The 25,636-nt window shown below is 40.1% G+C and carries 13 protein-coding genes, 2 tRNA genes and 3 rRNA genes; 2 read left to right on the top strand and 16 right to left on the bottom strand.

The window, feature by feature from the left end; all coding sequences use genetic code 11:
- Window positions 1–52: 52 nt before the first annotated feature.
- Window positions 53–3,727 (top strand): SusC/RagA family TonB-linked outer membrane protein, encoded by a 3,675-nt coding sequence (locus MKP09_RS05775; RefSeq protein WP_240826831.1) that lies wholly within the window; start codon window positions 53–55, stop codon window positions 3,725–3,727.
- Between the two features lie 205 nt (window positions 3,728–3,932).
- Window positions 3,933–5,216 (top strand): SusD/RagB family nutrient-binding outer membrane lipoprotein, encoded by a 1,284-nt coding sequence (locus MKP09_RS05770; protein WP_240826830.1) that lies wholly within the window; start codon window positions 3,933–3,935, stop codon window positions 5,214–5,216.
- A 67-nt stretch (window positions 5,217–5,283) separates the two neighbouring features.
- Here the strand turns inward: MKP09_RS05770 and MKP09_RS05765 are convergent, their stop codons facing one another.
- The 16 genes from MKP09_RS05765 to MKP09_RS05690 form a co-directional block, all read right to left on the bottom strand.
- Complete coding sequence (locus MKP09_RS05765) at window positions 5,284–6,021, bottom strand: OmpA family protein (RefSeq protein WP_240826829.1); 738 nt, start codon at window positions 6,019–6,021, stop codon at window positions 5,284–5,286.
- Between the two features lie 109 nt (window positions 6,022–6,130).
- Window positions 6,131–7,888 (bottom strand): DUF5723 family protein, encoded by a 1,758-nt coding sequence (locus MKP09_RS05760; protein WP_240826828.1) that lies wholly within the window; start codon window positions 7,886–7,888, stop codon window positions 6,131–6,133.
- Complete coding sequence (locus tag MKP09_RS05755; protein WP_240826827.1) at window positions 7,849–8,166, bottom strand: hypothetical protein; 318 nt, start codon at window positions 8,164–8,166, stop codon at window positions 7,849–7,851. The genes MKP09_RS05760 and MKP09_RS05755 overlap by 40 nt, the downstream gene beginning before the upstream one ends.
- A 752-nt stretch (window positions 8,167–8,918) precedes the next feature.
- Window positions 8,919–9,030, bottom strand: a 5S ribosomal RNA gene (gene rrf / locus MKP09_RS05750).
- Between the two features lie 141 nt (window positions 9,031–9,171).
- Window positions 9,172–11,965, bottom strand: a 23S ribosomal RNA gene (locus MKP09_RS05745).
- Between the two features lie 329 nt (window positions 11,966–12,294).
- Window positions 12,295–12,367: transfer RNA gene (locus tag MKP09_RS05740), tRNA-Ala, on the bottom strand.
- 11 nt (window positions 12,368–12,378) lie between these two features.
- Window positions 12,379–12,452 (bottom strand) — tRNA-Ile (locus MKP09_RS05735).
- Window positions 12,453–12,558: 106 nt separating this feature from the next.
- Window positions 12,559–14,084: ribosomal RNA gene (locus tag MKP09_RS05730) — 16S ribosomal RNA — on the bottom strand.
- The 16S, 23S and 5S rRNA genes sit together here with 2 tRNA genes alongside, the layout of an rRNA operon.
- A gap of 1,110 nt (window positions 14,085–15,194) precedes the next feature.
- Window positions 15,195–17,060: a RagB/SusD family nutrient uptake outer membrane protein gene (locus MKP09_RS05725; protein ID WP_240826826.1), complete on the bottom strand. Its 1,866-nt coding sequence runs from the start codon at window positions 17,058–17,060 to the stop codon at window positions 15,195–15,197.
- Window positions 17,061–17,132: 72 nt separating this feature from the next.
- On the bottom strand, window positions 17,133–19,910 hold the full coding sequence (locus MKP09_RS05720; RefSeq protein WP_240829306.1) for a SusC/RagA family TonB-linked outer membrane protein: 2,778 nt from the start codon (window positions 19,908–19,910) through the stop codon (window positions 17,133–17,135).
- A 14-nt stretch (window positions 19,911–19,924) separates the two neighbouring features.
- Window positions 19,925–20,545 carry an STN domain-containing protein gene (locus MKP09_RS05715; protein WP_240829304.1) on the bottom strand — a complete coding sequence of 207 codons (621 nt, stop codon included), beginning with the start codon at window positions 20,543–20,545 and terminating at the stop codon, window positions 19,925–19,927.
- Window positions 20,546–20,764: 219 nt separating this feature from the next.
- Entirely contained in the window at window positions 20,765–21,820 is a 1,056-nt protein-coding gene (locus tag MKP09_RS05710; protein ID WP_240826825.1) for a FecR family protein, read from the bottom strand.
- 84 nt (window positions 21,821–21,904) lie between these two features.
- Window positions 21,905–22,483, bottom strand: a complete 579-nt coding sequence (locus MKP09_RS05705; RefSeq protein ID WP_240826824.1) for an RNA polymerase sigma-70 factor — start codon at window positions 22,481–22,483, stop codon at window positions 21,905–21,907.
- A gap of 209 nt (window positions 22,484–22,692) precedes the next feature.
- Window positions 22,693–23,433: a tRNA pseudouridine(38-40) synthase TruA gene (gene truA / locus MKP09_RS05700; protein ID WP_240826823.1), complete on the bottom strand. Its 741-nt coding sequence runs from the start codon at window positions 23,431–23,433 to the stop codon at window positions 22,693–22,695.
- 28 nt (window positions 23,434–23,461) lie between these two features.
- A complete protein-coding gene (locus MKP09_RS05695) occupies window positions 23,462–24,709 on the bottom strand; it encodes a DUF4476 domain-containing protein (protein WP_240826822.1) in 1,248 nt (415 codons plus the stop codon).
- A 79-nt stretch (window positions 24,710–24,788) separates the two neighbouring features.
- Window positions 24,789–25,589, bottom strand: coding sequence for a TPM domain-containing protein (locus MKP09_RS05690; RefSeq protein ID WP_240826821.1), 801 nt, complete (start codon window positions 25,587–25,589; stop codon window positions 24,789–24,791).
- Window positions 25,590–25,636: the final 47 nt, after the last annotated feature.

Below are 25,636 nucleotides of genomic sequence, written 5' to 3'. Positions count from 1 at the left end.
TTGTTATGGGTTATGCTGAATATAAAAAATCTAAACCTACCCAAAAGAAATCATGACATGTAAGCTTAACCGCTTTGTACTTATGATTGTAGTATTAATCGCTGCGTCAAATTTTGTACAAGCCCAAACCATTAATGGAAAAGTTGTTGGTAAAACGGGTATCGGCATAACTGATACCTATCTCTTTAAAGCTGGAACTGCGGACTCTGCAAAAACCGATGCAGAAGGTATTTTCAGCTTGAAAGCCAACAAAGGAGATTCCATCCACATCAAAAATAATGTACTTAATCTAAACCTTTTATTCGTAGCGCCTGCATCAGACAGCATCCTGGTCAACGTAAAAGACAACAGCGAAATTGAAGTAGGCGAATGGAAAATGGGTACAAGCTTAAAAGATACAATAACTGGCCGGGCACAAACGGTTGTTGATACTACCAAAAAGCAAATTGCTGCTGTTAGCGACAGCGCTGCTGCAACAGCAACTGGCGGCACAGACAGCACTGCAGGTGCAGTACAAACCACACCTACAGGCGATACAGTTCTTATAAAGGGCAAAGTGGTTAACAATGCAGGCGAGCCTATTGCTTCTGCAAGCATTGAATATCCTAACGGAACACTATATACCGCTGATTCGAGTGGAAATTTTTCTATTCCCTTTATAAAAAATACAAAAGTTAGGTTTTCAAGTGTGGGTGTTGCAGCACAGGAAATAACACTGGCAGATTCAAGCCAGGTATTGAATGTGCAACTACAAAAAACTTCTGCTGAACAGTTGGAAGAAGTAACAGTAACCGCTCTTGGAATATCAAAGAAAAGCAGGTCTGTGGGTTATGCTATATCAGAAGTTAAGGGAAGTGAGATCCAAACTGCGAAAGAAACGAACTTTGTAAATAATCTTGCTGGCCGTGTGGCAGGGGTTCAAATCTCTACGAATAGTGGATCTATGGGAGGTTCTACCAAAGTTAATATCCGTGGGCCTAAATCAATTCAAGGAGACAACAATGCATTGTTTATTGTTGATGGGATTCCTTTTAGTAATTTAAATACAAATTCAATTAACCAACAAATTGGTGGTGGTGGTTTTGATTACGGTAATCCAATACAAGATATTAATCCCGATGATATAGATCAGATATCAGTATTGAAAGGTGCTGCCGCAACAGCGCTTTACGGTAGCCGTGGTCAGAACGGTGTAGTCTTAGTCACCACAAAGAAATCAGCTGGAGCTAAAAAGTTTGGTGTAAATTATAGCCTAAACGTGCAGTCTGATAAGATATACATTTTACCAGATTACCAAAATCTTTACGGTGGTGGTAGCGATGGTCAATTTGATACTTTATGGTATAATGACAATCCAGATTATTTTTTATCAGAAGGTGCAGCAACTTATGATGATCCAACTAGGGGGCCTTATGACCTGATGCCAGAATTTAGTGTAGATGAATCCTGGGGGCCGAAACTGGATGGAAGTCTTGTAAGACACTATTGGTCTTTTGATAAAAACAAAGGCAATCCAGATTTTGGAGTAACGGCCCCTTGGGCACCTCAACCAAATAATGTAAGAGATTTTTTTCAGCCAGGATTTACTATGACTAATAGTATTAGTATGGGTGGCAGTAATGATAGGGGATCAATCAGAATTGCATTTGCTGATACGCGTCAGCGCTTTGTATTGCCTAACTCCAAATTATCACGTACCAATGCTGGCATCAACGGCACTTATAAAATAACAGATGATCTCATTGTATCGTCTGGAGTAAGATACGCTTATACAGAAGCAAAAGGCCGACCTGGAACAGGTTTCACAGGACAAAATATGATGATGTTATTTAGTGAGTATGGCCAGCGCCAGTGGGATATGGATCGGATGTCAAATTATAAGCGACCTGATGGTAGCCAGATCAGCTGGAACAGACGCTCTTTCTCAAATGATACATTAGCCTTTTCTAATAATCCATACTGGACAAGATATGAAGAATTCCAAACAGATAATAGAAGCCGTGTATTTGGATCTTTAGGATTGGATTATACGGCCACAGATTGGCTGACCCTTAGTACAAAAGTATTTATGGACGCCTATAATACACTTCAAGAAGAACGTTCGGCGAAAGACTATTTACCTGGTGGTTATATTCGAAATACCATTGATTTTAGAGAAATGAACTACTTAGGTACAGCTAACATAAGAAAAGATCTGAGCGAAAAATTCAATATAAATGTAACTGTCGGTGGCAATATTATGAGGCAAGAGGCCAAGCTATTTACAGGTAGCACAACAACAGGATTAGGATCTGTAGGTGTTTATACATTAGCAAATAGCCTTGGCCCTGTACTTATTACAGAATTAAATCCTAGAAAGCAGATTAACTCCCTATTTGGTACCGCCACTATTGGTTTTACTAATAGCGTCTTTCTGGAATTAAGCGGTAGAAATGACTGGTCTTCATCATTATTAAAAAATGGTAAGCCACGCCCCTACTTCTATCCTTCAGCTTCTACATCTATTATTTTTTCCGATTGGATAAAAGATGCTAAGTGGCTTTCATTTGGTAAGATAAGAGCTGGTATAGCTCAGGTGGGTAATGATACTGATCCTTATAATTTATTTACGGTGTACCAAGCTCCAACACAATTCAATGGGCAATCAATGACTGGTATCGACCCTACGAAAAGAAACCCTGACCTGTTACCTGAAATGAGTACTGAAAAGGAAGGTGGTATTGAATTGAAGATGTTCGATAATCGATTTGGCCTTGATTTTACTTATTATGATCGTATTACTAAAAACCAGATTATCTCTATCCCAGTATCACAGACTACAGGTTACACTAACTCAATTATTAATTTAGGTAAGATCAGCAATAAAGGTATTGAACTTCGTGTAGAGGGTACACCACTTAGAACTAAGAGCGGCTTCACCTGGAACATTGCTGTTAACTTATCAAAGAATAAAAATAAAGTGTTAGATCTGGCGCAGAATGGACAGGAAATCACAGACCGTATCGTTATTGGACAAGAAAGGAGATTAACCCCACCAGTTGCACTTGTAGCAGTTAAAGGACAACCTTTGGGAAGCTTATATGGATTTGACTATGCGTATGATAATCAAGGCCGCAAAATCATTGATTCCGCAGGCTTATATCAACTTACCGGTACAACCGTACCCCTTGGAAGCGTTTACCCCGATCTGGTTGGAGGTATTACCAACTCGTTCACATTTAAAAATATTTCTTTAAGAACATTAGTAGATTTCAGCAAAGGAGGCAAATTCTTTTCATATACAAACATGTATGGAAAATACTCCGGTTTGTTAGCTGAAACAGCGGAAAGTGGAATCAGAGAAAATGGTGTTCCTGTGTCTGGCGTAGTGGAGCAGCCGGATGGAAGTTATGCGCCGTATTCGGTTGATGTTCCTGCTAAAACCTATTATCAGGCCAACTTTGGGCGAAATAACAATATACACAGTGCTAACGTATATGATGCGAGTTATGTTTATTTAAGGGAAGTAACATTGGGGTATCAGTTACCGCAGAGCTGGTCAGAAAAAATAAATTCAGATAATATTACATTGTCTCTTTATGGACGTAATCTTTGGCTGATTAAATCAAATGCACCGAATGTGGATCCATCAAATATTACAAATGGCTCTGGCAATATACAAGGTCTTGAAGGCGGTGCACTTCCTTCAGTGCGTTCATATGGCTTGAATCTGAATATTGCTTTTTAATTAAGCAAAAGGCTGTCTATAAAATTTGACCAACAAAAATTAAAAATAAACGGATGAAAAAATCATATATACAACTTTTATTTTTTGCTTCAATATCTATCTTTTCTTGTAGCAAGTTTGAAGATCTTAATACAGATCCTACTAAACCTTCAACTGCAACGACATCACAACTGATATTGTTTGCTGAAAAAGAGCGTCAGATATTTTGTACAACACAGTTACAAATAACCGTATAGGCATGCACTATGCTCAATACTGGTGCGGCACAGATGCAAAAGGTGATAGCCAGTACAGCTCATCTGATGGAGGATCTACCAATTTATGGACAATGTATTCTGTAGTACTTCCTGCGCTGAAAGAAATTCAAACACTTAACGAAACTGCTACAGACGAAGTAGCTGCGGCTAATCAAAATGCCATAGCAGGTGTGTTTCAGATTTGGGTTTATCACATGTTGACAGATGCGTTTGGTAATATCCCTTATAGTAATGCAATTACAGAGGAACTATTACCAACGTATGATGATGCAAAAACGGTCTACACAGATCTTTTAAGTAAACTGGACACCTATCAATCGCAGCTAAATCCAGCGAATCCTTCTTTTACAACTGGGGATGTTATTTATAATGGGGATGTTACAAAATGGAAAAAATTTGCCAATTCGCTTATGCTGCGTATTGCCATGCGAATGAGTAATAAAGATGAAACTACAGCCAAGCCCTATATTGAGAAGGCAATACAGGCTGGTATAATAGAAACTAATGATGACAATGCATTGTTCCCATATAATGGAAACGCCACAGAAGCATTTCCATTTAACAATATTGACAGAGACCCTGTACAGTTTGTTGTCAGTGCCACACTTATCGACTACATGAAAGAAGTAAATGATCCTCGGTTGCCTCAATTTGCAAGAACAGTTGGCAATGTATATAAAGGTTCACCATATGCTTCAGGAGAAAATAATGCCTCTGATGCTCAAATTTTTTCTTTACCCTCGATAAAAGTTTATAATCCCGATTTCCCTGGTATCATCTTTACTGCATCTGAAGCACAGTTCTTAAAAGCAGAAGCAGCTGCCAGAAATATGAGCGCAGGTGGTACAGCAGTTACTTTTTATAATAGCGGTATTGAAGAAAGTATGACGTTCTGGGGAGTGTCAGCAGATAGTACTACAGCATATTCGGCTCGTGTTCCTTTTATTGCGGCCAACTGGAAAGATTGTATCGGCACACAGAAGTGGCTTGCATTTTATATGCAAGGTATGCAGTCATGGCACGAACGTGTACGTTTGGACTTCAACAAACCGGATGGCACACCTTTATTCATTGCACCAGTAGAAGGATCACTAGATCCGTCTGTAACAATGGTTCCCAATCGTATTACTTATCCCACCTCTGAGAATAATACAAATAAAGCCAATAAAGACGCTGCTTCGCAAGCTATAGGTGGCGATACAAAAGGCACTAAACTTTGGTGGCAGAACTAAATATATTGAACTCTCAAAAACTCAAGCCCGGATCTGACGATCCGGGCTTCTTTATTATCTACTAAAATCAGTTTTGTGCTAATGCAGGTTGTACAAATTTCAGCTCTACTCTCCGGTTAAGGATTTGCCCAGAGGTAGTGCTATTGTTTGCAAAGGGCATTTTTTCTCCAAAACTGTTTACATATAATTGATCGATGTTTACATTTTGCTGAAGCAGATAATTTTTTACAGCATTAGCCCGCAAAAGTGAAAGTCTCTGATTCGTTGCTATTGCACCAGTTTTGTCTGTATATCCATCAATTTGTAAACCGAGCGTAGGGTGGCTATTCAGGCTTCTCGCAACAAACTGCAAAGTTTTATGATATACAGGTTTCACAGTTACTTCATTAACATTGAAAAATATTTTTTCTAATTGCATTGATAACAAATTGTTAACTACCGAATTGTTTGACAGCTCAGGTTCTGTAATAGATTTCGTTGGCACTTCCCTCGCTATAGGGTCATTATCATTTTTATAAGTATCTAAATCTTGCCTTAGCTGTGCAATCTCTGCTTCAAGGGAGCTTATACCACCAATACTGTCTATTGAAGTTGGCTGTTGAGCAGCTAACTCTGCTTTTAATCTCTGTATTTCCTGCTGCAATACATAGTTGCTATCACTGCCCGATGCGATTCCAACTTCATTATACCTGGCCATATCAGTCCTCATACGTTCCATTTCCTCTTCCAGATTTTTGGCTTGCTTTTTTGAAACTAATGCATTAGTGCCAGCAACTCCGACAGCAGATATGGCCTGATAAGCCAATATCGATTTTCTCAGATCCCTTATTTCATCTTCCAGATCTTTAGCATATCTTCTATCAAAATCATCATTGTTTGATGAGCGCGTAAGAGCTGCGTTTCCGCAGCCCCGTTTATGTAAAAATTATTTGCCTCCTCTCTAGCTGCCTCAGGCTCTTCATCTTTCTTTTTAAAAACATTAAAAAAGATTTCTTCTTGTCCTTCACTTTGGCTTCAGGCTTAGCTTCTTCAATTGTTATAGAATCTTCGACTTCCATTTTCTTCTTCAATTGCTTTAATTGAATTTCGCGTTCTGCAAGCCTTCTTACAAGAGTATCCATTTGAGCTTGTTTCTTTTTATTAAGCTCTTTTACGTTAATTGTGTCAACATCAGTGCTCACCTCTTTTGCTGGCTGAATCTGCCTTACAGACCTGATGGTATCAATTCTTACAGATGGATTTCCACCTCCTGTATAATTATTAATAGTTATGCTAACTGGTGATATCTGGCCATGATTGGCTAACCTTATTGAATCGAGAACTCTTTGCTTTTCCAGCTCAAACAAACGTGCTTCTAAAGCTTTCACTTCAAGTTCTTTTTTGATTATTGTTGAATCGATCTGAACTTCATCTCTTCTCATATTTCCTGCTAAAAGAACATTCGTTTTTTCTGCAGCAGGATTATAAACGTCTTTATCTTTTGCGTGAGTTGCAGCACTGAATGTTTTGGCTAAACGTGATGGACTTCCGTATGTGATAGGAATTCTAAGACCGGCGTGAATATCGGCAGTTCTTGTTTTATCATTAAACACAAGCGATCCAAGATTAGCAGAGCCAAAGTAAACAGGGCCTACGCGTACTGTTGCGCCAACATTCCAGTCATCAAATTCGTTATACGAAACAGGGAAATATAAACCAAACACACGCGACTCAAATCTTGGTGTTACAGCATACGCAGCTTCAACATGCATTTTTTTATCGGCATCGAATAAATTAAAGGGCTGATAAGTCATCGCATTTACATAAAATCCTCTGCCTAAATGCAAGTCAAACTGGGCGCTATATGCTGTAGGCAATGCAACAGTATAACCGTCAGCGTTTGCTTCGTATATAACTCTTGAGGAAAGCATTGTGTCTATATCATTGATGCTTCTAATATTATATTCCTTTAGATTCCAGTCAGTAATATTAGCAGAGAAGTCGTTATTGAGTTGGTTTTTCTTGAAAGTAAGTTTGCCTGCATCCATTATTGAAAAGCCAAACTTAAAGGTGTATTTATTTTTGTCTCTTCTTAATTTTTCCTCCGATTCAGGGTTCAAATATTTGAACCTGTCAATTTTACCACGATACTCATAAACAATGCCTGCATTCCACCCAAATCCTTCAGCCTCGGGCCGTAAAGATTTTAAAGACGCTGCTTTAAACATATCAAAACCCAACTTTTCTCCATGCCCATATCTTGCGTATGAAGTGCTTGCATCCACATTATTCTTATCATTAAATTTCAGCGACAAATCGTCTGATTGGAAGTAACCAGAAGCAACGCCTCCAATATACTTAGCAGTAAAAGCTGCTTTTATAAAATGTTCGTCCTGGTCTAATAAAACGCGGCCATAAGTAAAGCCAACATCAAGCCAGTTAAGCACGTTCATATCAATGCCGTTCATATCCATAGTCTTGCCATAAAATGCAGCGTCATCAAATCTTCTGTAAGCAAGACGTGCAAAATCCTGATTCAAATTATTTACTGTAACACCTGTTCTGTTAGCAATATTTAATGCGATAGCTGATTTTTTACCAGTAGTAAGCATAAAAGACAAAGGTGCTATGACACGATTGTTAAGTCGTAAATTTACTCGTTCGTTTGCTGCCAGTTTATTTTCATGCAACAAGTCTTTTTGCACCAATGACCAATCCTTATACTTATCCTTGAAAAAGAACCTTTAATTAATGCATCTCTTTTCACTGAAAGATAATTATTAGAGTAATAATTACTTACACCTATTAAATTCAGATCAAACTTTAATCGGCTATCAACTATGCTTGCCGGGTTAAGGTTCATTCCCGTAATACCAGCATAATTTCCTGTGCTTAATCCCAATAAATCCTGACTAAAACCCATAATTGAGCTTCCTATAGAAAGCGACAATAAAAAAACATACTTCTTCATTAGTTTATCATTTAAGTGATGTCATCAACACATTTGTTCCGTAAAAATTGCGTGTCTTGTAATTGATTCCTGATTCTGTTCTGGTAAAATTGATGTTGTTTTATGCCGTTAAAAAAGCAGGTTGTATATCTTCAGAGGTATTAATACTGGTTTTGATAGAACCATGATATTCTCACTATTAATCTCATATCAGAGAGCCTGGTTTTTATAAGCTGAATTACTCGATAACAGAATTATTACGAAAATAATAGGAATAAAACCGCAGTATTTCGATATTAGACAGAACAGTATATTTCTTCGATGAACTGCTTAAAAAATTCTATAAATATATTGGGGTAAGGTGTTTTTTACTGCCATTATAATGACAAAGCCAGATATATTAACGAACGCTGATCTGCTTACAAATTTCTTTTTGAGTAATGTTGTGACGTGAATGATGTAAGCACTTCTAGATGATACATCTATATTAAAAAAATGGTTGCCCTTGTAAATAATTTAATTAATCAGATAAAAGTGAAATTGGTGGTAGTTCGTTATCCAGTCTCTTAAGATCAAGAGATGCTTGAATTGTTTGATGTTTTGCTGGTTTTGTACAATTTTCATAGTCGCTAAAGAAAAAGCATTTAGGATGGAGCAGCACCATTCTTCCGCCAGCTGGCGGATCAACTTCTAGTTTGTGAAAGAGATGAACATCTTATCTCATATACACGCACAAAAAAGCCTCAACAATAATTGTTGAGGCTTTTAAATAAGAATGGCAGCTACCTACTCTCCCGCATTGTTGTGCAGTACCATCGGCCTTAAGGGGCTTAACTTCTCTGTTCGGTATGGGAAGAGGTGAACACCCTTGGTATAACCACCATAAAAAATTAAGAATGTAGAATTTAAAACTTTAGAATTTCAATTATACTACTATACTTCGTACATCGTAACTCTTAATTCGTACATCAATAAATTAACATATTGGAAAATAAAAAAATTAGAAGGAGTACCTAACAATTAATAAAATTAAAGCGTACGGGCAATTAGTACTACTCGGCTTTGATGTTACCACCTTTACACCTGTAGCCTATCAACGTAATAGTCTCTTACGGCCCTTAAAAGTAAACTCATCTTGAGATAGGTTTCACGCTTAGATGCTTTCAGCGTTTATCCTGTCCGTACTTAGCTACTCAGCATTGCACCTGGCGGCACAACTGATACACCAGCGGTACGTACGACCCGGTCCTCTCGTACTAAGGTCATGTTCTCTCAATTTACTAACGCCCACCACAGATAGGGACCGAACTGTCTTGCGACGTTCTGAACCCAGTTCACGTGCCACTTTAATCGGCGAACAGCCGAACCCTTGGGACCTTCTCCAGCCCCAGGATGTGACGAACCGACATCGAGGTGCCAAACCTCCCCGTCGATATGAGCTCTTGGGGAGATCAGCCTGTTATCCCCGGAGTACCTTTTATCCTTTGAGCGACGGCCCTTCCATACAGAACCGCCGGATCACTTTAGCCGACTTTCGTCCCTGCTCGGCCTGTTTGCCTCACAGTCAAGCTCCCTTATACTAATGCGCTCTGCGTACGATTACCAACCGTACTGAGGGAACCTTTGCAAGCCTCCGTTACTCTTTAGGAGGCGACCACCCCAGTCAAACTACCCACCATGCACTGTTTCCCGCTAGGGATTAGATTCTAAATCAAAGAAGGTTGGTATTTCAACGACCGCTCCACAATGGCTGGCGCCACCGCTTCATAGCGTCCCAACTATTCTACACATCCGTAATTCAAAATCAATGCAAAGCTATAGTGAAGGTTCACGGGGTCTTTCCGTCCCGTGGCGGGTAACCGGCATCTTCACCGATACTACAATTTCACCGGGCTCGTGGAGGAGACAGCGTTCAACTCATTAGACCATTCGTGCAGGTCGGAACTTACCCGACAAGGAATTTCGCTACCTTAGGACCGTTATAGTTACGGCCGCCGTTTACTGGGGCTTCAGTCAGGAGCTTTGTCTTGCGACGAACACCCTTCCTTAACCTTCCAGCACCGGGCAGGTATCAGGCTCTATACGTCATCTTTCGATTTTGCAGGGCCCTATGTTTTTGTTAAACAGTTGGTTGAACCATTTTACTGAGACCTACCGAAGTAGGTATGCTTTATCCCGAAGTTACAGCATCAATTTGCCTAGTTCCTTCTCCACGGCTCACCCGAGCGCCTTAGAATACTCATCCCGTCTACCTGTGTCGGTTTGCGGTACCGGCTGCTATGCTCGCTTTTCTTGGAAGCACATTCACACTTACGCTTCACCCGAAGGATCCACTCAGCTAATCCGTCAGCTTATAGTGCTACCTTGCTCCGTCACTTTTAATGCATAGCAGGCGCAGGAATATTAACCTGCTTTCCATCGTCTACCCCTTCGGGTTTGACTAAGGACCGGGCTAACCCTGATCCGATTAACGTTGATCAGGAACCCTTAGACTTTCGGCGATAAGGTTTTTCACCTTATTTATCGTTACTTATGCCTACATTTTCTTTTGAAACCGCTCCAGCATACGTCGCCGTACACCTTCGATGCAGTTTCAATGCTCCCCTACCGATATACCACCTAGTGGCAATCATAGAGCTTCGGTTCATAGTTTATACCCGATTATTTTCCGCGCAGAGCCTCTCGACCAGTGAGCTGTTACGCACTCTTTAAATGAATTGCTGCTTCCAAGCAAACATCCTGGCTGTTATAGAAACTCTACCTCGTTTGATTAACTTAACTATGCATTGGGGACCTTAGCTGCTATTCTGGGTTATTTCCCTCTCGGCCATGGACCTTAGCGCCCACAGCCTCACTCCCGGTAAACATCTGTTAGCATTCGGAGTTTGTCAGGGTTTGGTAGGCGGTGAAGCCCCTAGCCCAATCAGTAGCTCTACCTCTAACAGACTTTATAAACCGAGGCTGTTCCTAAAAACATTTCGGGGAGAACGAGCTATCTCTCAGTTTGATTGGCCTTTCACCCCTATCCACAGGTCATCCCAAGACTTTTCAACGTCAACGGGTTCGGTCCTCCAGTTAGTTTTACCTAACCTTCAACCTGCCCATGGATAGATCACAAAGTTTCGCGTCTACCCCCACTGACTAAGCGCCCTGTTAGGACTCGCTTTCGCTACGGCTCCGTTGTTTAAAACTTAACCTCGCCAGTGAGGAGTAACTCGTAGGCTCATTATGCAAAAGGCACGCCGTCACACCATAAAGATGCTCCGACCGCTTGTAGGCGTACGGTTTCAGGTACTATTTCACTCCCTTATTTAGGGTGCTTTTCACCTTTCCCTTACGGTACTGGTTCACTATCGGTGTCTGAGGAGTATTTAGCCTTACCAGATGGTGCTGGCAGATTCAAGCAGGATTCCTCCGGTCCCGCCCTACTCAGGATACCGCTCGTCCAGGTCAATTTACGCTTACGCGGCTTTCACGCCCTATGGCTTAATTTTCCAAAAATTCAGCTTGATGACCCTTTCTAAATGCGGTCCTACAACCCCGGTGCAGCACGCCACACCGGTTTAGGCTCTTCCCCGTTCGCTCGCCACTACTTAGGGAATCATTTGTTATTTTCTTTTCCTCCGCCTACTTAGATGTTTCAGTTCAGCGGGTTGGCTCTCATTACTGAGTGATACGTCTTCAACGTAACAGGTTGTCCCATTCGGAGATCCGGGGATGTAATACTCGTGTGCAGTTCCCCCGGCTTTTCGCAGCTTACCACGTCCTTCATCGCCTCTCAGACCCAAGGCATCCACCATACGCCCTTAATTGCTTTAAAAAAGTTTATAAAACTTAATTAATATGAGGCCAGCATCTCTGCTGGACTTTTTTATTTAGTTTGTTGTAGTTGTTACCCGACCACATTGCTTCAGACCAACCAAAAAAATGGTGATTTATACAATTATGATCGATAAACTTTGTTAGGTACTCTCCTAACAATATTTTTTCCAATATGTCAAAGAACTTTGACCCCCATCCCCTAAAGGGGAGTGTGAATCTTAGTTGATAATATGGTTATGAACCATCAGGCCTAAAAGCCATTACCATTACTCTAAAAGAACTGCTTTGTTGAAGTGTCATCTCTTCTCTACCTCACCTTCAACTTTGTGGAGGATATCGGAGTCGAACCGATGACCCTCTGCGTGCAAGGCAGATGCTCTAGCCAACTGAGCTAACCCCCAAGATTTTTTGTAGACCCGACCAGATTTGAACTGGTGCCCCTACATTATCAGTGTAGTGCTCTAACCAGGCTGAGCTACGGATCTATTTCTATAGCCCACTTACCAGCGGGTTTACATTAAAAAATTTAAAAGAGCTTTTTAAAAATCAATGAAAAATAAGGAAACAATAGCAGGTAAGTACTTGCTCTAAAAAGGAGGTATTCCAGCCGCACCTTCCGATACGGCTACCTTGTTACGACTTAGCCCCAATTACCAGTTTTACCCTAGGCAGCTCCTTACGGTTACCGACTTTAGGTACACCCGGCTTTCATGGCTTGACGGGCGGTGTGTGCAAGGTCCGGGAACGTATTCACCGTATCATTGCTGATATACGATTACTAGCGATTCCAGCTTCACGTAGTCGAGTTGCAGACTACGATCTGAACTGAGAGAAGGTTTTTGAGATTAGCTTCATATCACTATGTTGCAACTCTTTGTCCTCCCCATTGTAGCACGTGTGTAGCCCTGGGCATAAAGGCCATGATGACTTGACATCATCCCCTCCTTCCTCACGTCTTACGACGGCAGTTTCACTAGAGTTCCCAGCGTTACCTGATGGCAACTAGTGATGGGGGTTGCGCTCGTTGCGGGACTTAACCCAACACCTCACGGCACGAGCTGACGACAGCCATGCAGCACCTTGCTTTGTGTCTATTGCTAGAAATACCACTTTCATGGTACGGCACTCGCATTCTAGCCCAGGTAAGGTTCCTCGCGTATCATCGAATTAAACCACATGCTCCACCGCTTGTGCGGACCCCCGCCAATTCCTTTGAGTTTCAACCTTGCGGTCGTACTTCCCAGGTGGGATACTTAATGCTTTCGCTCAGACACACACAGTTTATCGCGTATGTCGAGTATCCATAGTTTAGGGCGTGGACTACCAGGGTATCTAATCCTGTTTGATCCCCACGCTTTCGAGCCTCAGTGTCAATATATGTGTAGCCAGCTGCCTTCGCAATTGGTGTTCTATGTCATATCTAAGCATTTCACCGCTACATGACATATTCCGCTAACCTCCACAATATTCAAGACTACCAGTATCCAAGGCAGTTTCCGAGTTAAGCTCGGAGATTTCACCTCGGACTTGGCAACCCACCTACGCTCCCTTTAAACCCAGTGAATCCGGATAACGCTTGCACCCTCCGTATTACCGCGGCTGCTGGCACGGAGTTAGCCGGTGCTTATTCATAGGGTACCGTCAGTCGACCTAGAAAGGCCTTTTTTCGTCCCCTATAAAAGAAGTTTACAATCCAGAGGACCTTCATCCTCCACGCGGCATGGCTGGTTCAGAGTTTCCTCCATTGACCAATATTCCTTACTGCTGCCTCCCGTAGGAGTCGGGCCCGTGTCTCAGTGCCCGTGTGACTGGTCGTGCTCTCACACCAGTTAATGATCGAAGGCTTGGTGGGCCGTTACCCCGCCAACTACCTAATCATACGCACACCCGTCTTCTAGCGTGTTGCCACTATAATATTAATGTGATGCCACATCAACATGTTACGGGGTATTAATCCAAATTTCTCTGGGCTATCCCCCACTAAAAGGAAGGTTGTGTACGTGTTCCGCACCCGTTTGCCGGTCTCAAGAAGAGCAAGCTCCTCTCTACCCCTCGACTTGCATGTATTAAGCCTGCCGCTAGCGTTCATCCTGAGCCAGGATCAAACTCTCCGTTGTAAATGAGTTTGATTACTGACTATTAAAAATTCTCAAAAAGAAAAAAATTAACGTGTCAAAAATCGAATAATTATTCTTGCTTTTGACTTACCTTTTGTTCGTGTTCACCTCTTCAGGTGAATCGATTGTGCTATTGCTTCCAAATTTTCAAAGAACTTAAAACCAATTCGCTAATTAGCTGATGCGCTAATATGCTAATGATTAAAGCTGATGTCAAAGATTATGAATCTTAAGGTCTAAAACCACATCAATATTTTAAGAACTATTCCCAATTTACTTCCCTTTAGGAGCTGGGGATATCATCTGATACTGTTGATATCAGCGGGTTTGAACCACTCTGGCGCCTCTCACGCCATATCATCTTTTGTAACTATTTTCTGAAGAACTTAAACAACTTGACTCGTTGTTTTTCGATTGGGATTGCAAAGGTAAACTCTTTTTCCAATCTGCCAAATTTTTTCGAAAGTTTTTTTGAAAATTTAGTCTTTTCAAAACCTCCCTAAAACCTCTCTAAGAACTACTTCCGCTTCCTTAAAAACGGACGGCAAAGATAAGGAGTTTTTTCGAAACTTTTACCAGTATCCAAAAACTTTTTTTGAACCGTAGCTACCTGCTACTCACCAGTTAATACAACTAATGTACCCTCGAAACCTTTTGTACTTTATCCCCTTTTTAAAGAAGATTTTTTCAGAGAACTTATCCGCTATTCGCTAACGGGGTGCAAATATAGAACTCTTTACGACATCACAAAACTTTTAATGAAATTTTATTTAAAAAAATTGAGAGTGATGCTGTTTCACACACAAAGAGCTACGAATACAGGAAAATTTTCGCTTCGTTTTGAAACTCGAAGAGATTTAAAAGAACAAGATTTTATCTCATAAGAACATACTATAAAAGTCATTTAGGATGCTAGTACTCTCTTCTTTTTTCATTCTTATATCGTTGATGATGAATGATTGCATGACTCATTTTTCAAACCTCAAGTACTATTCAGTTTATTTAAAGGCAATATTTTGCCATTTTCATCGAAAAAAAAACCCGCCATTTGGAATTATACAACGAGTCGTATTTATTACATTCCAAATGGCGAGTAATCGTTATTCTCTATTACCAACCGGGGTTTTGTACCAATAGCTGGCCTTTACTTTTTTGAACCTCTGCCAATGGAATCGGGTATAAATACATAGATCTATAAAACGCTCTATTTTCAAATGCAGTTCTTGTATAGTAACCTCCTATTGTCTGACTGGGAGATTGCATGTTCATGCCTGTAAAAGGTCCACCCTGATGTCCACCACCTTCGTCATTGCTTCTTTCGGCAATCATCCATCTTCTAACATCAAAATATCGTTGCCCCTCAGTACACAATTCAACTCTTCTTTCTGCAATTATTGCCTCTCTTTGCAGCTCTTTATTTCCTTTTATCTCTGGTTTAATATCCGCCAACTTAGGGATACCGGCTCTTTCACGTACTTTATCAATATACTCCAACACCTTTGGGTCGCCTGGGTTAACTTCATTAAGCGCTTCTGCATAAAGCAAATAAAAATCAGCTAACCGAAAAATAACCGAAGGTCTATATACCGATTTGGGATTAGTTCCGGAATTATATACGTTCCTTGCGGCTCTTTTATACATTATATAGCCGGTGTAAGGGTTATTGGTACTGGATTGGTCATTAGGACTGCCTGCGTGGAATTGAACAGGGTTATTACTGATTTGCCAGGGCCTGTTTTGATAAAAAACCGCTTGATAAAATCTTGGCTCCCTTTTCAGGTACATATTATATATGTTTCCGGTAAAACCCGTTTCATCATAAAGCGGAGATTCTTTAATAGATAATCCATCGTTCATAAAAAACGCGTCGACCAACTCCTGCAATACACCAATGCAAGCAAAACCGCCACCTTCATTTCTTGGAGAAAGCCTCCTTTCCGTTCCATCCGCAGAACCAACAGCACCCCATGAACTTACCGGACTCGCCCATATTACTTCTCTTTGCGTAGCCATATCTGTATCAAAGAAAAGCTGGTATAAACTTTCGCTTGCATTATAAGAACCGTCGGTGTTAAACCGTTTGTATAACTGATAACGGCCATTTGCAAAATCTATAAATTGCTGAACCGCAGCCAATGCTTCTGTCCATTTAGTTGCATTAGCCGCAGGAAAGATCTGTTTGCCATCAGGATTTCTTAGCTGCAAAGCTTCTGCAAAACCCCCATTAAATAAAGGGCTTGCGGCATAAACCAATAATTTAGCTTTTACAGCAAGTACAACACCTTTAGTAGGTACAATTCTTCCGTCAGGAAAATCTGGATTGGGCATGTCGGCAAGATTAGGTAAAACAGCGTCTAAATCATTTTTAATAAATTCCACTACCTCGTCAACGCTGTTTCTTGGAAAGTTAAACTCCTTACTTTCGGGATCAATTGCCTGATCGACGATTGGTATGGGTCCATATTGCTCAAATAGCATATAATGATAATAAGCTCTGAAGAAACGAGCGGCATTAATCATTTGTTTGATTTCCGACTCATCAATATAATCAGCATCTCCTAATTTTGGAATGGCGTGTGCGTATTGAATAAATAGATTTGCCTGTCTTATTAATTGATACAAAGCTGTCCATCGGCCAAACGTAGCATTGCCGGCATTGTAACCGTTTGTAACAACAGTCTTTACTGGACCCTGAGCAATTTTCAATTCGTCCGTGAGTCCAGCCCAGGGATTATCTAAAGCAGTAAGCCTTCCACCAGACGTTGCATTAAAAATCACAGCTGATGAATTGGGAATGCCGCTATAAATATTTGCGTAAAAGTTCCGTACACTTGCAGGCACGGAAAAAACCGAATCTATTTTTACTTCAGAAGCCAGTTGATTGGCTACGCCTAAATAATCTTTTTTGCAAGAAGCAAATAAGAACAATAAAGCTATATTAAGCAGAATTGCATTTTTATGTATAAATGATTTCATTTGATTTTTTTTCGTTTAATAATCAGATGTCCGCATTTAAAAAATTGAACATCATCCGTGGGAGCGATCTTTTTAATCTATTACACTAAATTTATTTAAGTGTGAGTTCCACTCAAGGGTAAATGTTCTGGATTGAGGATAAGTCATACCTGAATTACCTGCACCTTGTTCCGGATCCCATATTTTTAACTTATCCCAGGTTACTAAATTGAAGCCCATCAGATATACTCTCGCATTAGACATACTAATCCGCTCCAAGATCGTTTGCGGCAATTCATAACCTAATTCTACATTTTTTAATCTTAAGAATGACATATCACGTAACCACCAGGTGCTGGCAGTTTCATTGTTAGTGTTTGTCCCTGTTCTTAATCGTGGAAATAGTACGTCCTGAGACGGATTTGCTTCTGTCCATCTGTCGCGCGCTATTGTTCTTACACCGGTTTCATCTACATTAAATCTAAATGGGAAAAAGCCTTGAGGAACACTTGACCCCAAAACCGCCTGAGTATTAGCAACCCCTGCGAAGAATACATTTATACTAAATCCTTTATAACCATAACTTGCGCCGAAACCATATACAACTTCCGGAGTTGTGGGCTTACTCAAATGTCTGGATTGGTCAAACTGATCGATAATACCATCACTATTAAGATCTACATATTTTATATCTCCAGGGCGCAACATTGCATCCGGTCCAAAAAACTGTTGTGAAGCAATGCTGGGTTTTAATTCATATTGCTGAATCCCGTTTCCATCTGTAGTTATTGTAAAATCATCTTGGGTGAATAGGCGATCTGCTTGATAAATATAAGGTGTGTTCAAGCTTACACCGGTTTCATTCATGTAAGGATACAATTGAGGCACCTCATCTCTTTCCAGAGTTTTATTTCTGGCAAAAGTGTAATTTACCCGCGCACCGAAATTATGATCCCCAACCTGGTGATTGGCAGTAATAGAAGCATCAAATCCTTTATTACTTACCTTTCCATAGTTTTGCCATGGCATCTGACGAAAACCCGCCACTTCGGATACGGTAGCTCTTTGTAATAAAATATCTGACCTCAAATTATCAAAATAATCAACTGTCACATTAATTTTATTTTTGAAAAACCCTAAATCTACCCCATAGTTTTGTTTAAGTTCCGACTCCCATGATAATCCTGGCGCTGCAAACTTATCCTCAACATAACCACCGAATGTCCCCAAAGGGCCGCCAGAATTATATCCCAAAGAAAAACCTGTACCGCTGATAAAACCACCACGGTATAAAAATCTTGCAGCACCGGTTGCGTCATTTCCTGTTAAACCTACTGACGCGCGCAATTTAAAATTCGATAATACGTCTTTCAACTGTTGAGGGTAATAAGGCTCATTACTAACGATCCACGCCAAACCCGCAGCAGGGAACGTGCCATATCTGTTGCCTTTTACAAATTGCTCAGAACCAGTAATACCTACATTAATCTCAGCTGAATATCGTCTGTCATAAGCATAGGTAAATCTTCCTACATAAGCCATTTTTCTGTAAGGAAGTCTGGTAACAAGAGAAATACCGGCTTGTTGTAATACGCTTTCCTTTCTGTACACAAGTCCCATCGCAGTTACATCATGCTTATTGGAAAAGAGTCGAGCATAATTGATTGAACCCTCCATGTAAATATTTCTATTGGTGCTAAAACTGGTGCCTCCATCAGTTAATTCGCCGGTGCCGTTTGCGGTTTTATTGTATACAATTGCTCCTGTAGCAGGATCTCTTCCCGTTGCAAAATAAGTACTTACCGACTTACCAGTGCGGGCAGTAAATGTTCCTGAGAAATCATAACTAACACCAACCTTAGCTCGCAAACCTTTTGTGAATGCATCAAGTTTTTGCTCAAGTCCTATATAACTTTGAAGTGCCGTTCTATACTCATTCGTATAACCCGAATTATTTAGAAGGTTGTATGGATTGGATCTGTTTGCGCTTGGAACCGGATGGCTTGCCGATTTCCCATCGCTATAAAACATTGGATATAGATACGGCGGCGCAAAACTTGATACGTTAAAGATATCATCGGTACCGGATCCTGGATAATTAGTAGTAAGATATTGTCCACTTAAGTCTATCCGTAACAAGGTTGTATTTGTTACGTTCAAATCGACATTACTTCGAAGGTTATAGCGCTTTAAATTAATATTGCTACTGTACTGTGATAAAGAGTTATTTTGAAATATGCCCGATTCTGAATAGTAAGCTGTAGATACAAAATAACGAGCATTCTCCGTACCTCCTCTAAAACTTAGATTGTGTCTCGTATTTGAGGTTCTATTTTTAATTAACGCTCCAAGCCAGTTAACATCTGGATAAAGATCAGGATCTAATTGTTGACGTGTAGAGTCTATTCTTCCCTGAGTAAAAAAATCGGTCAATCCCTCATTGCGCCTTGTTTCATTATATAGTTCCATAAATTCAGGTGCACCAACAAATTCAGGCATTCTGAAAGGAGTAAGCGTACTTGCTTCACCTCTATAAGTTATTCTTGTTTTTTGCGATTTCCCTCTTTTTGTGGTAACCAGAATTACGCCATTTGCACCCTCTGCACCAAATACAGCAGTTGCAGCAGCATCTTTCAACACGCTAAAGGTTTCTATTTCGTTAGGATCGATGTCATTAAATGTTCTGGGTACACCATCTACTAAAATAAGCGGGTTTTGTACGCCATTATAAGTGCTTACACCCCTAATCCAGAATGTTGCATTATCATAACCCGGTTCGCCACTTCTTTGAAATGAAATAATACCCGAAACCTGGCCCTGCAAATTGTTAGAAAGATTTCTACCTCCAAACCTAAGATCTTCACCATCAATTGTGCTTACAGCACTTACAACAGTCGACTTTTTTGCTCTCCAAACCCCACTACCACAACTTCACTCATTTTTTGTGCTTCAGCGTCTGGTTCCAATTGAAAAGTAACTTCCTTACTATTACCAGCAGCAATTCTTAAGGTTTTATAGCCAAGATAGGAAATGATGATAGAATCTTCTGCAGACTCGATTTCCAATAGAAATTGTCCGGTAATATCCGTGGAGGTGGTTTTAGATGTGCCCTTAACCGCTACCGTGGCGCCAATGATTGGCTCATCTTTCTCGTTCAAAACAATACCACGTAATACCCATGAAGGAGGAAAATCTATTTTTCCTGTCTTTTCAATAATGGTTATTAAATTGGCTGCTGTTTTTTTATATTCCAACTTTGTACCTGCTAATATTTTCTCCATGACATAGTCTATATCAGCATCTTTTGTTAATACATTTAATTTTATGCTGTTTGGTAAAATATCATCTTTATAAACAAAATTGTAATTGCTTTTACTGGCGATTTTATTCAGTACGGTCTCAATAGTAGCATTTTTGAGGTCAATGCTGATCCTGTCTTGTGCAAGGCCATTATTGGCAACACATTGAAAAGTAGTAAGCAAAACTATAAATACGGATAATTTCATCAATAGCAGATATTGGATGAGCTTAGACGTCGTACTTTTTTTAGGGCGCGACGATATATCTTCATAACTTTATGAATAATTTTGGTGAGGTAATATGCCGTGCAAGGCGTTATTTCAATCATTTTAAGGCGGCGGGTGGTGCAAACACTCTCCGCTTTTTTATCTATACTTTACGTTTCTATTTGTTTCATTTTTGCAATTATTTCGTTAGTAAATTTTTTATGGCGTAATCAAAATTGTTTTATTATTAATCGAATAGTGAAAATGGCCGGTCAGCATTAGTGACTCCATTACCTCTTCCAATGTAACATTGTCAAACTCGGCACTGTATGTTTGTGACTTCAAGGACTCGTCTGTTATTTTTATTTCTACATTGTACCAACGAGACAGTTGTTGAGCAATTTCCTCAAGCGTATTATTTTTAAATACAAGTTTATTTTTTGCCCATTTTGCTTCGTCCGTGTCAAAACCACTTTTCTCCCTTTTAATTTCACTTAAAGAAAAAATTTCAGACGAAAGCTCGTTTTTCAAAGTGTCTCCCTTTATTTCAATTTTATTCTGAACTGATATCTTTTCGAATGGCTTCAATAGGATCTTTTTATTCGGGTCTTTTTTTAAAGTGACCTGAACCGATCCATTTATCAAGGTTGCTTCTGAGCTTTCACTATTTTCATAAGCATTTACATTAAATTCGGTTCCCAATGCAGTTACGTCCATAACAGCCGTATGTACAATAAAGGGCTTCGCCGGATTTTTAACAACATCGAAGTAGGCTTCGCCAGAAAGCGTTACTTCGCGGGTTCGTTCCCCAAATGATTCGGCATACGATATTTCTGTAGCATTATTTAGCCAAACTTGCGTGCCATCTGGTAATCGCAGATAAGACTTCGACCCTTTTTTGGTGACAACAATATTTTTTTCGTCATTGTTAATCGGCTTTTTATTTAATAATATCGTATATCCTATTAGGATAATAGCTAATAAAGACGCCGCTACCATTACTGTTTTGATATAGAACCGCTGCTTTTTAGTTTTACCAACTTCTTGCGTAACTGGTTCAAGTTTCTCTTTTAAAGAAAACCAGCGGTGCTCAAAGTCTGAATGTACATTATGTTTAAAACCGGAATGTTGACTATTGAAAATATCAAAAGCCTCTGCTATACGAGCCAATTCTTCGTTCCCTTTAACTAGATCGGATAATTCCTTTTGTTCTAAAAGGGTAATCTCGCGGGAATCACGCTTAGCCAATAGTTCAATAAACCTGGTTTTACTCATTTAACAAACTCCTATACTGTATATAGACAACGGGTGAGTGCAAAAACCCTTAGAACAAATAAAAATAATTTGGAAAAAATTAAGTCAGCAACCTGAGGCTTTCTTAATATTAGAAAACTCTTCTAACAATCCTTCCAGTCGCTCACTAATACGATGATAAGCCAGTGTCATATGGGCTTCTACAGTTTTAGGGGAAAGAGAAAGCAAGTCTGCTACTTCTTTATAGCGAAGCCCTTCTTCTTTAATGAGCCTGAATACCAGCTTGCATTTTTCCGGCAAAGCATTAATAGCGGCTTCTATTTGTTGAAGATTTTCTTTTTGTATAGAATTAGTTTCAGGACATTGTATGCTAAAAATTTCTCCTGTACCTTCCAGAGCAAGGTAATTATACTTTTTCTGACTACTTAAATAATTAAGCGCTGTATGTTTAGTAGCGGTGTATAAATAGTAAGACAAATTGTTTATAGTAGGAAGCATTTTTCGATTTGCCCATACTTTTACAAACACATCGGCCACCGCTTCTTCCGACAATTGCGTGTTGCGAAGTAGTGTATTAGCGTAGGAAATGAGACCGGAAGAAAAATGCTGATACAGATTTTTAAATGCTAACTGGTTATCATTTATCGAAATTTCGGTTATATAGAGAGCAATCAATTTCTTCATAAAAGCAAGTTGCAAATAGTTAATAGTTCATGGAGCTATTAACTATATGGTTAAATAAATGATGTAGACATTAGCGGCCTTTGAATCAACTCTCAGAGGCATGCTATATGATGCAAGTTAAATACGATTGATATCAAAAATAATAGACTAAACTTCAATTTTTATGGATTATCCCACGAGTGAAATTTAAATTTCGAGTGGCAATAGGATTATTGATATCTTACTTCTTTTAAAGTCAATCCATGCGCGGGAGTGTCGAAATAAGCTTTGGTACAGTCTTTCGATTCAAGAATATCATGGAAAGATTCGATGGATATTATGCCTCTTCCCACTTTTAGCATAGTTGCAGTAAGCGCCCTTACCATGCCTCTTAAAAAGCGATTGGCAGAAACAATATAAATCAGTTGCTCATCTTTCTCAATCCATTCACTTTCTAAGATGTTACAATTAAAGGTTTTTACCTGTGTGTTGCGTTTGGAAAATGAAGTAAAATCTGTATAACCTTTTATAAGAGATGCCGCTTCGCTGAGCTTTGCAAAATCCAAGGTGTAAGGATAGTGATAGGCTCTGTCCGCAATAAAGGGATTTTTATATTGATAGATGTGATAGTGATATGTACGGTTTAATGCATCAAACCTGCAATGCGCGTGATCGCTTACTTCAATAACATTTTTGATTACAATATCACCTGGTAGAATGGCGTTTAAGTTGTAGATCCATTTCTGTTGAAAAACATCTGGCCAGTCAAAATGAAAAAAATTTTGGCAGGCATGAACACCCGAATCTGTTCTAGATGATCCTGTCAACTTCACTCCCTCTGAAGGAGAGGACGAAGAAAACAATATTTGAAATGCTTTTTCTATTTCGCCCTGAACTGTAAGCGCATTTTGCTGTACCTGAAACCCTCTGTACCCGGTACCCTTATAAGCAACTTCTAAAAAATAACGCAATACATTTAGAATTTAGAATTTCGGATAGTTATTGAATCAGGCTTTGGAATTTGCTTTTGTAACCTGCATCTTTAATTTCTGATTCAAGAGAAGCAAAATTTTCCTTATCGGAAATATGGGCATAAGCAGCCGCAAAAAAATTGTACTTGCCTGCATTAGACAAAAACATACTACTTAAATATTTTATTTGTGCGGTAGTGTAACATTTGGATTTAAATGCCTTTGCGGCTTCTGAAATCATCTCATCATCATTACCTTCGGAAGCCATTGCTCTGCGCAATTGCAAAAAGTCAGTCTCCCCTGCTACACTTTTGCAAGCTTCGTTCGAATTTTTTACCGGCTCTTTTGCAGGTTCAGTTGCCTCTTCTTTTTGAGGCAAAGGTGCTTTTTCTTCGACTGTAAAACCGGCTTCTCCATTACTCTCTTTTGCAGCTGGCTCTTCTACAGTCGCAGGTGCCGGTTCAGGTTTCTGTTCCACAACTTGCGGCGGCGTTTCTTTAACCGCTTCGGTTTTTGCAGCAGCACCATTTGGAGCAGGGATAAAAATGGTTATTGGATCAACCTGACCTGATTCATTCCTATCATCATAAACTATAGTAACACCGTTACCGGATTGGGCTGTCGGGCGATTCTGCGCAGCCTGATTTGCTATGTTTTCGTCTACTTGCTGAGATGCCCCAGTTTGTTGGGAAGGCGGCTCAGCTGAAGGTGAAGGTTCAACAGCAACCGGTGTTTGTTCTACTGGCTTTTCTTCAACTGGTGCGGGCTTAGGTTTTTCAAGTAAACTTGGATCCTTTGCCGCCTGAGATAATACTTTTGTAAAATCAGATACACCATCGGCTGGAACTGTTTCCGGCTTAGGCTCTTCTTTTGGCAGCGGTGCCTGCTTTATTGCCACAGCCTCGTTGTCATTGCCTTTGATGGCTTTTTGCACAACCATCGTTTGTAAATCAAACAAACCCCAACCTTCATCACCATAATCTTTTATCAGGTATCCTTTATCCTTCGAATCGATTCGAAAATCGAAACGCTGTTCTTCTGTTTTACTTTGAGGGAAACCGACAATCAATTTATAATCTCCGTCCTTTAATTGTGGAAGGATTAGATAACCAGAAGCATTGGCACTAATTTGTTGCCCGTTAATTTTTATATAGAAAGGCTGGGCTGGTTCTGTCTGGAGGTAAACGAAATATTTCGATTGCACCTGATAGCCCTGACCAAAACTCCAAAAAGAAACAAGTGTAAATAAAGCCAAAAAAAGGAAATGCCTATTCATGAACGTATGTAATTTTTCTTGCAGGCAAATTTATACTAAAAGTATGAGTAGTTGAAAAGTTTAAAAGTTAAAAAGGTTTTTACCAACTTCCGCCGGCTCCGCCGCCGCCAAATCCACCGCCTCCGAATCCACCAAAACCGCCTCCACCGGACCAGCCACCGCCACCACTGTTGCCACCGCCGCCCCAGCCTCCTGGAAATATAACGGGACCATTCCAACCTCCGCGGTAACCGCGGCGCGAGACATAGCCTCCACCTCCGCCGCCACCTCTGCGACTGATTATGATGATAATGATTATGATGATAAACCCTGCAAGTAGCAACCCTGAAACTTTTCCACCTTTGCGGCTTTGGCCATAACCTTCGGGAGCGCTATATCTTCCCGAAGCCGCATCCATAATATCTGTTGTAGCCTGGTCAAGTCCGCGGTAATTATTGCCCTGCCTGAAATTGGAAAGCAAAGCATGTTGTACTATCTGATCAGCGACCAAATCAGTTATTACACCTTCGAGCCCATAACCAGTAGCGATAAATACGCCACGCTGATCGCCTTTTTCACCAGTATTTACGAGTATCACAACACCATTACTAAATTCTTTCTGTCCACCCACACCCCACTTTCGACCTAAAGCTATTGCATACTCATCGCGTGAATATCCTTTTAACTCATCCACTATTACCACTGCGATTTGGTTAGATGTGCTATCATCATATGCCACCAGTTTCTTTTCCAAAGCATCCTGCTGTTCGTGAGTTAAAAATCCGCCGGTAAAATCATTTACAAGTTTCGGGGGATTGGAAGGAGCTGGAACAGCATTTTCAATTTGCGCATTTGCGAAAACTGAAACGAATAGTAGAAAAAGTAAAATGAGTTTTTTCATTAAATAGATATAGTCGATGGACAATGGACAATAGACAATGGACTATC

The sequence above is a fragment of the Paraniabella ginsengisoli genome, from assembly GCF_022513635.1.
In the GTDB taxonomy this organism is placed as follows: domain Bacteria; phylum Bacteroidota; class Bacteroidia; order Chitinophagales; family Chitinophagaceae; genus Niabella; species Niabella ginsengisoli.
The sequence above is the reverse complement of the archived record's forward strand: the minus strand, read 5'-3'. Positions and strand labels throughout refer to the sequence as shown.

Bases quoted from the DNA above. Each gene is read 5' to 3' on its own strand.
- MKP09_RS05775 (WP_240826831.1), top strand. From the start codon at position 53: ATGACATGTAAGCTTAACCGCTTTGTACTTATGATTGTAGTATTAATC.
- MKP09_RS05755 (WP_240826827.1), bottom strand. From the start codon at position 8,166: ATGAAGAAGTATGTTTTTTTATTGTCGCTTTCTATAGGAAGCTCAATT.
- MKP09_RS05725 (WP_240826826.1), bottom strand. From the start codon at position 17,060: ATGAAATCATTTATACATAAAAATGCAATTCTGCTTAATATAGCTTTA.
- MKP09_RS05715 (WP_240829304.1), bottom strand. From the start codon at position 20,545: ATGAAATTATCCGTATTTATAGTTTTGCTTACTACTTTTCAATGTGTT.
- MKP09_RS05710 (WP_240826825.1), bottom strand. From the start codon at position 21,820: ATGAGTAAAACCAGGTTTATTGAACTATTGGCTAAGCGTGATTCCCGC.
- MKP09_RS05705 (WP_240826824.1), bottom strand. From the start codon at position 22,483: ATGAAGAAATTGATTGCTCTCTATATAACCGAAATTTCGATAAATGAT.
- MKP09_RS05695 (WP_240826822.1), bottom strand. From the start codon at position 24,709: ATGAATAGGCATTTCCTTTTTTTGGCTTTATTTACACTTGTTTCTTTT.
- MKP09_RS05690 (WP_240826821.1), bottom strand. From the start codon at position 25,589: ATGAAAAAACTCATTTTACTTTTTCTACTATTCGTTTCAGTTTTCGCA.